8 protein-coding genes and 1 tRNA gene are annotated in these 13,696 nt (G+C 62.6%); 2 read left to right on the forward strand and 7 right to left on the reverse strand.

What is annotated here, in order from left to right; all coding sequences use genetic code 11:
- Nucleotides 1-77: 77 nt before the first annotated feature.
- From pqqF to J5M71_RS16740, 3 genes are all read right to left on the reverse strand, one after another.
- Nucleotides 78-2,378, reverse strand: a complete 2,301-nt coding sequence (gene pqqF / locus J5M71_RS16730) for a pyrroloquinoline quinone biosynthesis protein PqqF (protein ID WP_207834116.1) — start codon at nucleotides 2,376-2,378, stop codon at nucleotides 78-80.
- Between the two features lie 144 nt (nucleotides 2,379-2,522).
- Nucleotides 2,523-3,317 carry a carbon-nitrogen hydrolase family protein gene (locus J5M71_RS16735; RefSeq protein WP_207834118.1) on the reverse strand — a complete coding sequence of 265 codons (795 nt, stop codon included), beginning with the start codon at nucleotides 3,315-3,317 and terminating at the stop codon, nucleotides 2,523-2,525.
- 14 nt (nucleotides 3,318-3,331) lie between these two features.
- Nucleotides 3,332-5,014, reverse strand: a complete 1,683-nt coding sequence (locus tag J5M71_RS16740) for an NAD(P)/FAD-dependent oxidoreductase (RefSeq protein ID WP_063914568.1) — start codon at nucleotides 5,012-5,014, stop codon at nucleotides 3,332-3,334.
- 602 nt (nucleotides 5,015-5,616) lie between these two features.
- Between J5M71_RS16740 and J5M71_RS16745 the strand changes: the two genes are divergently transcribed.
- Nucleotides 5,617-5,907, forward strand: coding sequence for a hypothetical protein (locus J5M71_RS16745; protein WP_207834121.1), 291 nt, complete (start codon nucleotides 5,617-5,619; stop codon nucleotides 5,905-5,907).
- Between the two features lie 13 nt (nucleotides 5,908-5,920).
- Here J5M71_RS16745 and J5M71_RS16750 read toward each other — a convergent pair whose 3' ends face one another.
- On the reverse strand, nucleotides 5,921-6,382 hold the full coding sequence (locus J5M71_RS16750; RefSeq protein ID WP_015268712.1) for an Lrp/AsnC family transcriptional regulator: 462 nt from the start codon (nucleotides 6,380-6,382) through the stop codon (nucleotides 5,921-5,923).
- A 408-nt stretch (nucleotides 6,383-6,790) separates the two neighbouring features.
- Between J5M71_RS16750 and nicB the strand changes: the two genes are divergently transcribed.
- Complete coding sequence (gene nicB / locus J5M71_RS16755) at nucleotides 6,791-7,753, forward strand: 6-hydroxy-3-succinoylpyridine 3-monooxygenase (protein WP_207834129.1); 963 nt, start codon at nucleotides 6,791-6,793, stop codon at nucleotides 7,751-7,753.
- 50 nt (nucleotides 7,754-7,803) lie between these two features.
- Here nicB and J5M71_RS16760 read toward each other — a convergent pair.
- The 3 genes from J5M71_RS16760 to rpoD form a co-directional block, all read right to left on the reverse strand.
- Nucleotides 7,804-7,880: transfer RNA gene (locus J5M71_RS16760), tRNA-Ile, on the reverse strand.
- Nucleotides 7,881-7,896: 16 nt separating this feature from the next.
- Nucleotides 7,897-11,640 carry an EAL domain-containing protein gene (locus J5M71_RS16765; RefSeq protein WP_207834138.1) on the reverse strand — a complete coding sequence of 1,248 codons (3,744 nt, stop codon included), beginning with the start codon at nucleotides 11,638-11,640 and terminating at the stop codon, nucleotides 7,897-7,899.
- Nucleotides 11,641-11,812: 172 nt separating this feature from the next.
- A complete protein-coding gene (rpoD, locus tag J5M71_RS16770) occupies nucleotides 11,813-13,663 on the reverse strand; it encodes an RNA polymerase sigma factor RpoD (protein ID WP_207834148.1) in 1,851 nt (616 codons plus the stop codon).
- Nucleotides 13,664-13,696: the final 33 nt, after the last annotated feature.

A 13,696-nucleotide genomic window follows, 5' to 3' on the forward strand; every position in this document is an offset into this window, starting at 1 on the left:
GATTGCGCTATCTTACAAGAAATAGGTGTACCGAAAGGTTAATTATTAGAAAAGTGCCCTTGCAGTTCGCGTAATAATCACTCGGTTGAGGTGATCCAGGAGCTATCTGGCGCGGCAGCGTTGGCCAGGCACAGCCACCTGGAGCCGGTATCGAGCAGGTGGATCAGCAGCTGGTCCAGGTCCGCCTGCCGCGTGGTCAGGATAGCCCTGCCTAGCGTTTCCAGCCCGCCAGGTTGTGTAGCCAGGCATGTCTGCCATGCCCATTCGGCGACTGCGTCGTTGGCCATCGCCGGCTCATCGAATTGCCCGGCCAGTGCCTGGCGAGCGCCTGGATCGAAGGTAATGCCCTGGCGTAGCAAGGTGAACAAGTGGTCGAGTATCTGCGCCTGGCTGGCGTGGGGCGACTGGACTCCGAACAGCAGGCCACCGACACCCTCGACCTGACGAAAGGTACTGAATACCGCATAGCCGAGTTGCAGTTCTACCCGCAGTCGTTGGTAGACCGGCCCTTGCAGCAATTGGGCGAGCAGGCGGCCAGCGGCTTCCATCGCCGCCGGCAAAGGGCAGAACAGCAGCAGGGCATGTTCACTGCCGGATACTTTGGCATGTTGCCAACGGTGGTTGGCCCAGGTAGGCAGAGGGCCAGGCGCCGAGCCTTGGCCAGGGCAGTGCTGCAACGCAGTGCCCAATGCGTTGAGGGCGTCATCGTCGAAGCCTGCAGCCAGGCCGTGCCAGCGTGTGTGCTGCCACAGGCTGTCGAGTTGCGTCTGTGTCAGGGGGCATTCCGGAACCGGTGCAGGCGTGGCGCCCAGCACGGCGTCGGGCAGTTGCTTGAGGAGGGCGCGGATGGGGATCAGAGCCGGTGGCTGCACCGAACAAGGCAGCCAGCTGCTTGCCGGGGGCTTGAGCATCAGTACCAAGGCCTGTTCCACAGTGCGCAAGACTGCTGCGGGCAGCCCGGCGCAGCGCAACTGCCAGTATTCGCCAGCGGCACTGAACTGCAGCTGCACCGATACGCGCTCGCAGCGCTCCTGCAGGGGGTGCAAGGCGCGTTCGAGCAGCGCATGCAGGCGCTGGCGCAAGGGTGAAGGGACATGCCAGCGCAGGTACAGCACCGCGTACTGACGGGCGCCAGGCAGCTGGTCGCTGACCTTCAGTGCCGCTGGCAGCGGCTGCTTCCTGACATCAGGTACATCCGCCAGTAGCAAGGGGTCGACAGTGGGCAGTTGCCAATGCCCATGCTCGCGGCCCGGCAGGCCATCCAGCAGGGCACGGAGGGCCTGCAAGCCTTGTGTATCCAGACCGGCGAACGGCTGGCCGGCGCTGTCCCGGCGGGCCAGCTCAAGCGCGCTGGCGCTGCGTTCGCGGCTTTGCTGCAGCAGTGCGAACTCGGCATTCAATTGCTCAGGTACGGCCTGGCGGATGAAGCCGAACCAACCTTGCAACAGGGCATCGGCTTCCTCTGGGCTGGCGTCTTCGCTGAGCTTCAGGTCGATGTGCCACAGCAACTGCCCGGCGAAGGCATACAGCACTTCGGCCTTGAAGCCTTGCAACCAGCCACGTTGGCGAAGCGCATCCAGCCAGGTGCCCGGGCGGTTATCGCTGAGGCAGGTGATCAGCAACTCAAGGGCCTGCTCGGCTCCTGCCGGGAGGTTTTCGTGGCTGAAGAGCAGGTGCGTGTCGGTCGCCGACAATGGCGGTGGCAGAGCTTGTGGAACCCGTTTACCCGTTGCGAACAGCTCGGCATGCTGCCGGCCCAGCAGTTCCAGTTCATCCAGCGATTGTGGGCCGCACAGGCTCAAGGTGACCTGGCCGCCTTGGTAGAAGCGCTGGTGAAAGCCATGGAGCGCTTGCTGGAAGGCGGGATCCTGCAAGGCCAGGGTGTGCCGGTTACCGGCATGAAAAGCGCTCAACGGATGGCCGGGCGCTGCGGATTGCAGCAAGGCGAACTGTTGCTGGGCCTGCGGATTGCGCGACCAGGCAATGAACTCGGCATGGATGACTTCGCGTTCGCGGCGTTGGCGCTCGATGCCCAGGTCTGGCTCGGCCAACATCTGGCACAGGCGCTCCAACCCCCCGGGCAGGGCGCGAGGTGGGACCTCGAAGAAAAAGTCGGTAGTGCGTTCGCGGGTGCTGGCATTGACCTGGCCGCCGAGGGCCTGCACGTAGCGCATCAGGCCGTCGTCCAGCGGGAAGCGCGGGGTGCCGAGGAAGAACAGGTGCTCCAGGAAGTGGGCCAGGCCGGGCCATTTGGTTGGCGCGTCGTGACTGCCTGCGTGCACCCGCAAGGCAGCGGCCGAGCGCTTCAGGCGTGGGGCGTGGCGCAGGGTCAGCTGCAGGCCGTTGGCGAGGGTGAGGTGGCGGGTGGCGTCAGGCATGGGGGCTCCGGTAACTGCTGTCCATGCTACCCCATTTGTTTGCAGGCCCGGCCTCTTCGCGGGCACGCCCGCTCCCACAGGTATGGCGCAGGTACGAAAGGCAGCGCAGACCCTGTGGGAGCGGGCGTGCCCGCGAAAGGGCCATCAGCCCTTACGCAGATGCAACTCCTGGCGCAAATCGGTGAGGTAAGGAAACGCCTCCCGCCCCTGCACCACCCGCTCATGCTCCAGCTCTGCCAGCAACTGGCACTCATCTCGTCCGGCCATGGCCAGCAGGCTGCCGTCCGGGCCGATGATGCTGCTCTGCCCGCAATACTGGATCTCGTCTTCCGAGCCACAATAGTTGGCATACACCAGGTAGCACTGGTTCTCCTGCGCCCGCGCCCTTACGGTCACCTGGCAGATGAAGTCGTAAGGGGTCATGTTCGCCGTCGGCACCAGGATCAGCTCGGCACCGTCCAGCGCCAGGCGTCGGGCGTTCTCCGGGAACTCGATGTCGTAGCAGATCAGCAGGCCGACCTTCCAGCCATCTAGCTCCACCACCGGGAAGTGATCGGAACCTGGACTGAACATCGAACGGTCCAGTTCACCGAACAGGTGGGTCTTGCGATAGTTGCTCAGGCTGCGGCCGTGCGCATCGATCAACTGCACACTGTTGTAGATCGCGCCATCATCGCCGCGCTCCGGGTAGCCGTAGACGATCGCGATGCGGTGCGCCTGGGCGATCTCCACCACCTCCATGGCCGCCGGGCCATCGTCGGCCTCGGCCAGGCGCTCGACCTGGGCCAGGCCGATGTTGTAGCCGGTCAGGAACATCTCCGGGCATACCAGCAAGCGGGCGCCGCGTTCGGCTGCCAGTTGCGCCTGGTGGCGCAACCGTTGCAGGTTGCCGGGCACGTCCAGTGGCTTTGGAGCGCCCTGGAACAGAGCGATGCGCATGTTGCCTCCTTGTCTCAGTCCGGCAGGGCGATCGGGCCGATTTCGTCGAACACGTCGCCTGGGCCGGGGTTGTCCGGGTGGGTGCGACCACCGAAGTGATTCATGATACCCCACACCGCATTCAGCGATGTCTGTACCGCGCCTTCCACCCAGGCCGGCGTCCACGACACGTCGTCACCGGCGATAAACATGCCGCGCTGCTCGGCAGGCATGTCCTGCTGCATGAAGTGCGCGTACATGCGCTGGTTGTAGCGGTAGTGGCCCGGCAGCGCGCCCTTGAAGGCGCCGAGGAAGTGCGGGTCGGCTTCCCAGGAAACAGTGATCGGGTCGCCGATGATGTGGCCGGCGATGTCGGTCTTCGGGTAGATCTTCTTCAGTGCGTCCAGGGCCAGCTGCACGCGTTTTTCCACCGGGTGCGGCAGCATTTTCAGCGCGTCGCTCATCCACGAGTACGACAGGCAGATCACCCCCGGCTTGTCGTTGCCGTTGTCGAACAGGTAGGTGCCGCGGGTGAGACGATCGGTGAGGGTCATGCTCATCAGATCGCGGCCGGTTTCCGGGTCCTTGTCCTTCCAGAACGGGCGGTCGACCATGACGAAGGTCTTCGACGACTGCATGTAGCGGGTGCGGTCCAGGGCCATCCACATCTTTTGCGAGAACAGCGATTCCTCACAGTCGATCTGGGTGGTCAGCAGCCAGGTCTGGCAGGTGGCGAGCACGGCGCTGTAGTGACGGGTGTCGCCCCAGTTGTCGGTGACTGCCAGGCGGCCATCGGCGGCGCGGGCGATGCGCTTGACCCCGGTGCGCGGCGCACCGCCATGCAGTGCGCTCAGGCTGGTGCCTTCCGGCCAATGCACGCAGCGCTCCGGTACATGGCGCCAGATGCCTTGCGGTACCTGCTCCACACCGCCGACCACCAGGTGCTGGTGGTCATCGCAGTTGGTCATCACCACGCGGAAGATTTCCAGCATCGAGTTGGGGAAGTCCGAGTCCCAGCCGCCGGTGCCGAAGCCGACCTGGCCGAACACTTCGCGGTGCTGGAAGCTCAGCTTGGCGAACGAGCGCGAGGTGGCGACGAAGTCGTAGAAGGTGCGGTCGTCCCACAGCGGTACCAGCTTGTTCCACAGCGCTTTCAGGCGCGGTACGTCACGGTCGCGGATGGCCTGCTGGATGTCGGCGAACTGAGCGCCGCTTTCCAGCGCGTCGGCCCAGGCATCGGCCACTTCGTGGAACAGCTTGGGCAGGTCGGTGGGTTTTTCGGCGTAATAGGTCTGGCCTTCCAGGTCGATCACCGTGCTGCCCGAGGCCGGGGTCAGCGGGTTGGGGAACGGCTTGGTCTCCAGGCCCAGCTTGTCCACGTAGTGGTAGAAGGCAGTGGACGACACCGGGAAGCGCATGCCACCCAGTTCGGCGATGATCCCGTCGGTGCCGTTGAAGGCTTGCGAGCGCAGCCGGCCACCCAGCTTGGAGGCTTCGTACACCACCGGCTTGAGGCCCAGCTTCATCAGCTCGTAGGCTGCCACCAGGCCGGCGATACCGGCGCCCACGATTGCCACTTCCTCACCATGGTGCTCGGGCGGGATGCTGCCCAGGCCTGCGGGGTGTTCCAGCCAGTCGTCGAAGGCGAAGGGGAAGTCCGGGCCGAAGATGGTGACGGGTTTTTTGCCGTCGGCGGGGTGGCGGTTTTTCTTGTTCATGGAGTGACCTTGCCAGAGAGGCTGCGCAGCGGGCGGAGCCTGAGTATAGGAGATGCCTGGTGGCCATTTTAGGGAGTGGGGTGTTCGTTATTAAGGTGCAGATTGTTGTCTGAATGTAGCTTGTGTCGTCGAAATGTATAAACCAGATAGCTTTATGACGAGCAGGAAGCCTACCAATCTCAAGCACAGCATCGGCCCCCTGTGGGAGCGGGCGAGCCCGCGAAGAAGCCCCCGCGGTGTATGGCACGGGCTGCGCCCGTGTTCGCGGGCACGCCCGCTCCCACAGGGTGTGATCAGACAGTTCCTACACCCATGCCATGAATTAAAGAATTACCCTACGCTCGCTATCGCCTCGGTCTGGCTGCGTGGGAAACGCCTCATCGTTAACTTCACTGGGTCGCCGCTGTTCGGGTGACTGGGTGTGAGAACCCATCCTCCAACTTCGCACCAAGGCTTATGTCATGGCAGCCGTGCGCGGGCAGGCTTTCGCCTGGCCGGATTTCCAAGTTGGCCGGTTCTCACCCCGTGCATGGCTGCCACCTATTTCCCGTGAGAAGGAGTTGGTAGGCGGTTTTCTCAAGACTCAATTTGGAAATTGCATCATGAAGAAGACAGATTCTGACCAACCCGAAAAACTGAAACCCACCGCAGAAAAACCCTTCTGCAACTGCGAAGCCAGCCACCCGCCGCTATTCGCCATACGCTCCGGCATCGACGCCGCAGACGCCCTGGTCCACGCCTGCCTGCTGGCCCGTGGTCTCAATCAGATCGCCACCGACTACGCCCAGCACCACGCCCCCGAGCGCAGCCGTGACATCGTCTGGTCGATGCAGCATTGCGCCGAAAGCCTTTCGGCAATTCTGGAAGGCCTGCTCGACGGCCAGGAAGCCTGACCGCCAGCCGAGTTCAGAGCGGCTGCCCGCGGTCCACCTTGCTGCTGAGAATGATCGACGTGGTGGTCTTCTCCACCCCGTCGACACTGCCGATCTGGTCGAGCAACTGGTCCAGTTGCTCGGGCGAATCCGTACGCAGCCAGGCCACATAGTCGAACTCGCCGCTCACTGCGCACAGTTGCTGCACCTGGCCCATGGCACTCAGGCGCCGCACCACTTCCTTGCCAGAGCGCGGCTGCACCTTGATCCCCACGTACGCCTGCAGCCCACCCCCCATCACCCGCTGGCCCAGGCGTACGCCATAGCCGGAGATGACCTTGTTCTTCTCCAGCCGCTCCAGGCGCGAGTTGACGGTGGTACGGGCGATGCCCAACTGGCGGGCGAGGGTGGCGACGCTTTCGCGGGCGTTGATCTGCAGCAGGGCGATCAGCTGGCGATCGATTTCATCCAGCGTGATGGAGCGGGAATCCGACATGGCGAGTCTCTACGGTTGGCCCGCTAGCCTAGCCAGCCAGTGCTGGCCAGGGCAAGGGCAGTCACAGCTGGCCGCTCCTACAGCTGCCGCGCCGGCATGTAAGCATCGGGCGCAATGGCAGAACTGCTCGATTGGTGCGGCAGGTCAAGGTGCGGTCCAGGGTGGAATAGGGGCTCACAAAATCTAACGATTTATCGCTGTCTGGATAGCCATGGCTGAGCAGAGAATGGCTCTCACGAACGTTGTGTTTCGGAGGACGAGGATGCCAGCCTACCACCTTGCATCAGCTCCCTCATTGCGCAATACTGCCGACAACAACTAACCCTCACGACCGGCGTGGCATGACCATCTGGTTGGAGGGGGAAAAAGCCGGCTTAAGCCGGTTTTTTCGTTTCTGGAGTGCAAAAGATGCAGAGAAAGCTTGATTCTGAGCCTCTGCGCACTCGTATCTATATCGACGGCTACAACTTCTACTACGGCTGCTTGCGCGGCACTCCGTACAAGTGGCTCGACCTGTTGCCTCTCTTTGAAAAGCACATCTTGCCTTCTGTACTGGTCACGGACAGCCATGGCCAGATCAGGGCATCGCGGCTCCTGGAATCCCCCTCGATCAAATATTTCACGGCAAAGATCATCGAGTCGGTCGCCCGTGCTGGCGATTCGGTATCGTCACAAGCTCGCTACCACACCGCTTTGCGCAAGCTGCATGACGGTCGAATAGAGCTCATCGAAGGTTATTACGCCGTCAATAAAATGAAGGTGAAGATCGTCGACCCTGAAGACCCGGACAAGGCTCCGCGTGAGTGCCAGGAAATCCAGGCCTGGAAGGTGGAGGAGAAACAGAGCGACGTGAATCTGGCCCTCCAGGCTTACCATGATTCGATCACGGGGCAGATTGACCATGCCGTCATCGTTACCAACGATACTGATATCGCGCCTGCACTTGAGATGATTCGTGCTCACACAGATGTGCGGATTGGCGTGGTTGTGCCGACGTCGGGGCAGAACCGCTCGGCGAATATCGACCTCATCAAGTTTGCGCACTGGAAGCGAGAGCACATCAATTCAGGCGAGCTTGCGGCCTGTCAGCTACCGAGAGTGATTCCAGGGAGGAAACCAACCATCAAGCCGGAGTCCTGGTATGGGCAACCTGAACTGCTACAGGAAATTCTGGACTTGGCCATTCCTGTACGCGGAAGCAGGGCGGCAGCGTTCAAGTGGATGGAGCAGCCCAATCAGTTCCTCTGTGGTGAGCGGCCGATAGAGCTGGTGGAAACTGCCGAAGGTGCGACACGGGTTCTTCAGTACATACACCGCTGGATAGCCCAGCAAGAGGAGTTGCCCGAGTCAGGAGAACATGACGACTGCTGACCCTGAAATGACAAAGGCCTACGTTCTGCAACGTAGGCCTTTGAGTTATCTGGTGGGCCCACACGGACTCGAACCGTGGACCAAAGGATTATGAGTCCTCTGCTCTAACCGACTGAGCTATAGGCCCTCAGTAAGTGGCCGGATTATAACGAGGGTTTCGCACCTGTGCCATCTGAAAGATCCGATAGTGCTATGCGAAGAAACGTCGCCGCGAACTCGTCCGGGGGCAGGGGCAGGCTGACGATGTAGCCCTGGATCTGCTCGCAGCCTTCAGCCGCCAGGAACCTTTGCTGAGCCTGGTTTTCCACGCCCTCGGCAATGATGGTCAGCTGCATGCTGCGGCCCAGGGCGATGATCGCGCGGGCGATGGCGGCGTCGTGGGGGTCGTCGGGCAGGCCGCGGATGAACGACTTGTCGATCTTGAGAATGTCCAGCGGCAGGCGCTTGAGGTAGCTCAGGGATGAATAACCGGTGCCGAAGTCATCGATGGCCAACTGCACGCCCAGTTTCTTCAGTTGGTACAGCACGGCCAGGGCTTCTTCTGCCTGGCTCATGATGAAGTTTTCGGTGATTTCCAGCTGCAGGTCGCCGGCCTTGAGTTGGTATTGCTTCAGCAGCTGTTCGATGCGCCGGGCCAGGTGCGGGTGACGCAGCTGGGCGCCGGCGAGGTTGATCGACAGCGGGCCGAAGGGTTGGTAGTGCTTCTTCCAGGCCTGCATCTGCCGGCAGGCCTGCTCCAGTACCCAGTCGCCGACCTGGAGGATGGTGCCGTTCTCTTCCGCCAAGTGGATGAAGTGTTCCGGCGGCACCTCACCAAAGGTCGGGTGGCTCCAGCGGATCAGCGCTTCGGCGCCGACCAGGCTCTGGGTCTTGAGGCTGAGCTTGGGCTGGAAGCACAGGCTCAGTTCGTTGCGTTCGATGGCGCGGCGCAGTTCGTGCTCCAGGGCAATGCGTTCGCTGGCCTGAGTGGTGAGGTCGAGGGTGTAGGCTTCGACGCGGTTGCGGCCCTTGGCCTTGGAGCGGTACATGGCGGCGTCGGCGTTGCGAATCAGTGTGGCAACGTCGGTGCCGTCTTGTGGATAAAGGCTGATGCCGATGCTGGCGCTGGTGAAGAACTCGTGCTCGCCGGCCTGGAACGGCGCGTTGAAGCAGGCCAGCAGCTTGTTGGCGATGGTGCTGGCGTCACTGGGCTTGTGCAGGCCGGGCAACAGGATGATGAACTCGTCGCCGCCCAGGCGGGCCACGGTGTCGACGTCGCGCACCTGCTCCTTCAGGCGCTGGGCGATGCCCTTGAGCAGCAGGTCGCCGACCGGGTGGCCGAGGCTGTCGTTGATGTGCTTGAAACGGTCAAGGTCCAGGAACAGTACCGCGCCCTTGCGGTTGGACACCTGCGAGCAGGTGAGCGCAGCCTGCAGGCGGTTCTCGAACAGGGCGCGATTGGGCAGGCCGGTCAGTGGGTCATGGTGGGCCTGGTAGTCGAGCTTGGCCTGGGCGTGCTTGAGGCTGGAGATGTCGGCAAACACGGCGACGAAGTGGGTAATTTCGCGCTCGCTGTTGCGCACGGCGCTGATGGTCAGCCAGCCGGGGTACAGCTCGCCATTCTTGCGCTTGTTGTAGATTTCGCCTTGCCAGTGGCCTTCATCGGTCAGCTGATGCCACATGGCGACATAGAACGCGCTGTCGTGCTGGCCGGAGGCGAGCAGGCGTGGGGTCTGGCCGAGGGCTTCGATCTCGCTGTAGCCGGTGATTTCGCTGAAGGCGCGGTTGACGGCACTGATGCGCTGGTCGATGTCGGTGATCAGCACGCCTTCGGCGGTGTTCTCGAATACGGTGGCGGCCAGCTGCAGCTTTTCCTGCATCAGGTGGCGTTCGGTGATGTCGCGGGCGATGGTCAGCATGCAGTCTTCGCCAGCAATTGGCAGCGGCCGTGCAGAGAGCTCGCAGAGGCGAATCTGCCCATCGCTGCGGCGCAAGTGGCACGTGAAGTCGCGCACGAAGCCATCGCGGTTGAGCTGTTCGACCAGGCGCTTGCGTTCGTTGAGGTCGACCCAGATGCCCAGGTCCAGCGAGGTCTGGTCGAGGGTCGGGCTGAGGTCATAGCCGGTGAGGCGGCAGAAGCCCTCGTTCACTTCGAGCAGCAAGCCGTCGCTCTGGCGCGACAGCAACAGGCCGTCGGGCGAGGCGTGGAAGGCCTTGGCGAATTTCTCTTCCGAGGTTTGCAGCTGCTCCTGGGTTTCCTTGAGCTGGCTGATGTCGCGTACCGCCACCACCAATGCGAGGTTGCCGTCGAGCTCGAAGGTTTCGGCCGAGGTCAGGCCGGTGAACAGCTGGCCGTTGCTGCGGCGGAAGCTCATTTCCAGGTTGCGGATACCGCCCTGATGCAGGCGTTCGAGCAGCCGCGGGCCGGTGCCTTCGACGCCCCACAGGTTGAGATCGGTGGCAGTGCGGCCGATGACCTGGCCCGGGGAGAGGCCGATCTGCTCTTCGAAGGCTTCGTTCACCTCCAGCAGGCAGCCGTCGCTGTGGCGGGCGATCAGCAGGATGTCGGGGCACTGCTGGAACACCGAGGCGAACTTCTGCTCGGACAGGCGCAGGGCGTCCTCGGTGCGCTTGGTCTCGCTGATGTCGATCATCAGCCCGCGCATCACTGGCTGGTGGCCATGCTCGATCATGCTGACGATGTTGCGCACCCACAATGGCTGGCCATCGGCCCGGATCACCCGGTAGTCGAGGCTGTGGTCGCGCCCGGCGGCAGTTTCGCTGTCGCAGTAGGCCTGGGCCCAGAGGGCATCCTCCGGGTGCAGGATGCTGCGCCAGAAGCCGGGCTTGAGCCAGTCGGCCAATGGGTAGCCGAGCAGGCCTTCGGCGTGGGGCGAGACGTAGCTGTAGGTGAAGTCGTTGGCGTCGGCCTCCCAGGCGATGGCGGACAGGCTCTCGACCAGGCTGCGATAGTGGTACTCGCTGCTGCGCAGCTCCTGTTCCAGGGCGATGCGCCGAGAAATTTCCGAACTGAGTCGGCGGTTGATGCGGATGACCACTGCCAGCACGGCCATCAATACCAGCACCGCGGGCAGGCCATACACCAGCAGGTCGGACCAGAACATCCGTTGGTCGACCACATAGCCCACCCAGCGTTGCTGGATCTGGCTGACTTCGCCACTGCTCATGTCGGCCATCACTTTGTCGAGAATGCCGACCAGTACCTTGTTGTCGCGCGGGGCGGCCATGGCCAGTTGGTAGCGGTAGGGCGTTTCGCCACTGACGTAGAGGCCGTCGAGCTTGAGCTGGCGCAGGCTCCAGATGCTTGAAGCGAGGTCACCGACCACCGCGTCCACTTCGTCGGTGGCCAGGGCCTGCAGGGTGGAGCTGACGTTGGGCAGGGCCACCAGGTTGAGGTCCGGGTGGTGGGTGCGCAGCAGTTCGTGCGGAGCGTAGTTTTCGACCACGGCAATCTTCAGGCCGTACAGGTCTTTCAGGTTGCGCGGCTGTGCGCCGCCTTTGTGGGCGAGGATGACGATGGGGAAGTCGAGGTACGGCCGGGTGAAGGCCAGGTAGCCTTGGCGTTCGGGGGTGGACATGATGCCGGGCAGCAGGTCGATGCGGCTTTCGCGGGCTTGCGCCAGTACCTCGGTCCAGCTGCTGGGTTCGACCGGTTTGAGCGTCACCCCCAGGCGTTGCTGGATCGTGGCGATGTAATCGGCGGCCAATCCCTGGTACCGGCCCTCCTGGTCGCGAAACTCGAACGGTGGCCAAGAGGCGTCTACACCCAGGCTCAGCTGCGGGTGGGCAGCCAACCAGGCTTTCTCCTCGTCTGTCAGGGTAAGGGCGCCGGCCGTTGTGTTCCACAAAATCAGGAGCAGCAACAGAATGGCCGGCATCGGGTGCATAGCGGCCTCGCATTCAGGGGGTCTGAAGTCGAGTGTAGACGGGCATTGCTGCCGGTGTGCGATGGATGGCGGGCTTTGTGTGGTTGCGGCCGGCAGGGGGAGGCGATGAGGCCAGAACAGGCAGTGGAAGGGGCGGAAAAGAAAAACCCCGGCCTGGGCCGGGGTTTTGTCATCACTCGTCGAGGAAGGAGCGCAGATGCTCGCTGCGAGTCGGGTGGCGCAGTTTGCGCAACGCCTTCGCTTCGATCTGACGGATCCGCTCACGGGTCACGTCGAACTGCTTGCCTACCTCTTCGAGGGTGTGGTCGGTGTTCATGTCGATACCGAAACGCATGCGCAGCACCTTGGCTTCGCGTGCGGTCAGGCCCGAGAGCACGTCACGGGTGGCTTCCTTGAGGCTTTCGACCGTGGCCACGTCGATCGGGGACTGCATGGTCGAGTCCTCGATGAAGTCGCCCAGGTGCGAATCTTCGTCGTCACCGATCGGGGTTTCCATGGAGATCGGCTCTTTGGCGATCTTCAGTACCTTGCGGATCTTGTCCTCAGGCATTTCCATGCGCTCGCCCAGCTCTTCCGGGGTCGGTTCGCGACCCATTTCCTGCAGCATCTGGCGGGAAATACGGTTGAGCTTGTTGATCGTCTCGATCATGTGCACCGGAATACGGATGGTGCGCGCCTGGTCGGCGATCGAACGGGTGATCGCCTGGCGAATCCACCAGGTAGCGTAGGTCGAGAACTTGTAACCGCGACGGTATTCGAACTTGTCCACCGCTTTCATCAAGCCGATGTTGCCTTCCTGAATCAGGTCGAGGAACTGCAGGCCACGGTTGGTGTACTTCTTGGCGATGGAGATCACCAGACGCAGGTTCGCCTCGACCATTTCTTTCTTGGCGCGGCGGGCCTTGGCTTCACCGATCGACATGCGACGGTTGATTTCCTTGATCTCGGCAACGGTCAGGCCGGTTTCGGTCTCAAGGTCGATCAGCTTCTGCTGGCAAGCGACGATGGCAGCGTCCTTTTCACCCAGGGCGGCAGCCCACTTGGTGTTGCGCTTGGCCAGGTCACCGCTCCAGGTCTGGTCGGTTTCGTTGCTCGGGAACATGCGCAGGAAGTCGGCACGCGGCATGCGGGCGTCACGCACGCACAGCTGCATGATGGCACGTTCCTGCTGGCGCAGACGGTTCAGGGAGTCACGAACACGCTCTACCAGTACCTCGAACTGCTTGGGTACCAGCTTGATCGGCATGAACAGGTCGGCCAGGGCCTGCAGGGCCTCGACGCTGTCCTTGTGGGTGCGACCGTTCTTCTTCAGGACCTTGTTGGTGGCCTGCAGCTGGTCGTTGACCGCACCGAAGCGCTGGCGGGCGACTTCCGGGTCCGGGCCGCTCTCGGCCTCTTCCTCGTCGTCACCGCTTTCGGACTCTTCCTCGTCGTCGTCGGACTCTTCCTTCGCGGCGGCGGCCTTGGTGCCCGGGATCGGCACTTCTTCGGTCGGCGCGGCGATATTGTCGTCAGGGTCGATGTAACCGCTGAGAACGTCCGACAGACGGCCACCTTCGGTGGTGACACGGTCATATTCGCCGAGAATGTAGTCGACAGTGCCCGGGAAGTGGGCGATGGCGCCCATGACTTCACGGATGCCTTCCTCGATACGCTTGGCGATTTCGATTTCGCCTTCGCGGGTCAGCAGCTCGACGGTACCCATTTCGCGCATGTACATGCGCACCGGGTCGGTCGTGCGGCCGATATCGGTTTCAACTGCCGCCAACGCAGCAGCGGCTTCTTCGGCCGCGGCTTCGTCGGTGTCGGCTTCCGCCAACAGAAGGGCATCCGCATCCGGAGCACTCTCGAATACGTTGATCCCCATGTCGTTGATCATGCGGATGATGTCTTCCACCTGTTCCGGATCTGAAATATCCTCAGGCAGGTGGTCGTTGACCTCCGCGTAAGTCAGGTAGCCCTGCTCACGACCGCGGGTGATCAACTCTTTGATACGAGACTGCTGTTGCGCTTTTCCGGACATAACACCCTATCCACTGAAGGTCTTGGCGGGCAA

The organism is Pseudomonas sp. 43(2021) (genome assembly GCF_017490805.1).
In the GTDB taxonomy this organism is placed as follows: domain Bacteria; phylum Pseudomonadota; class Gammaproteobacteria; order Pseudomonadales; family Pseudomonadaceae; genus Aquipseudomonas.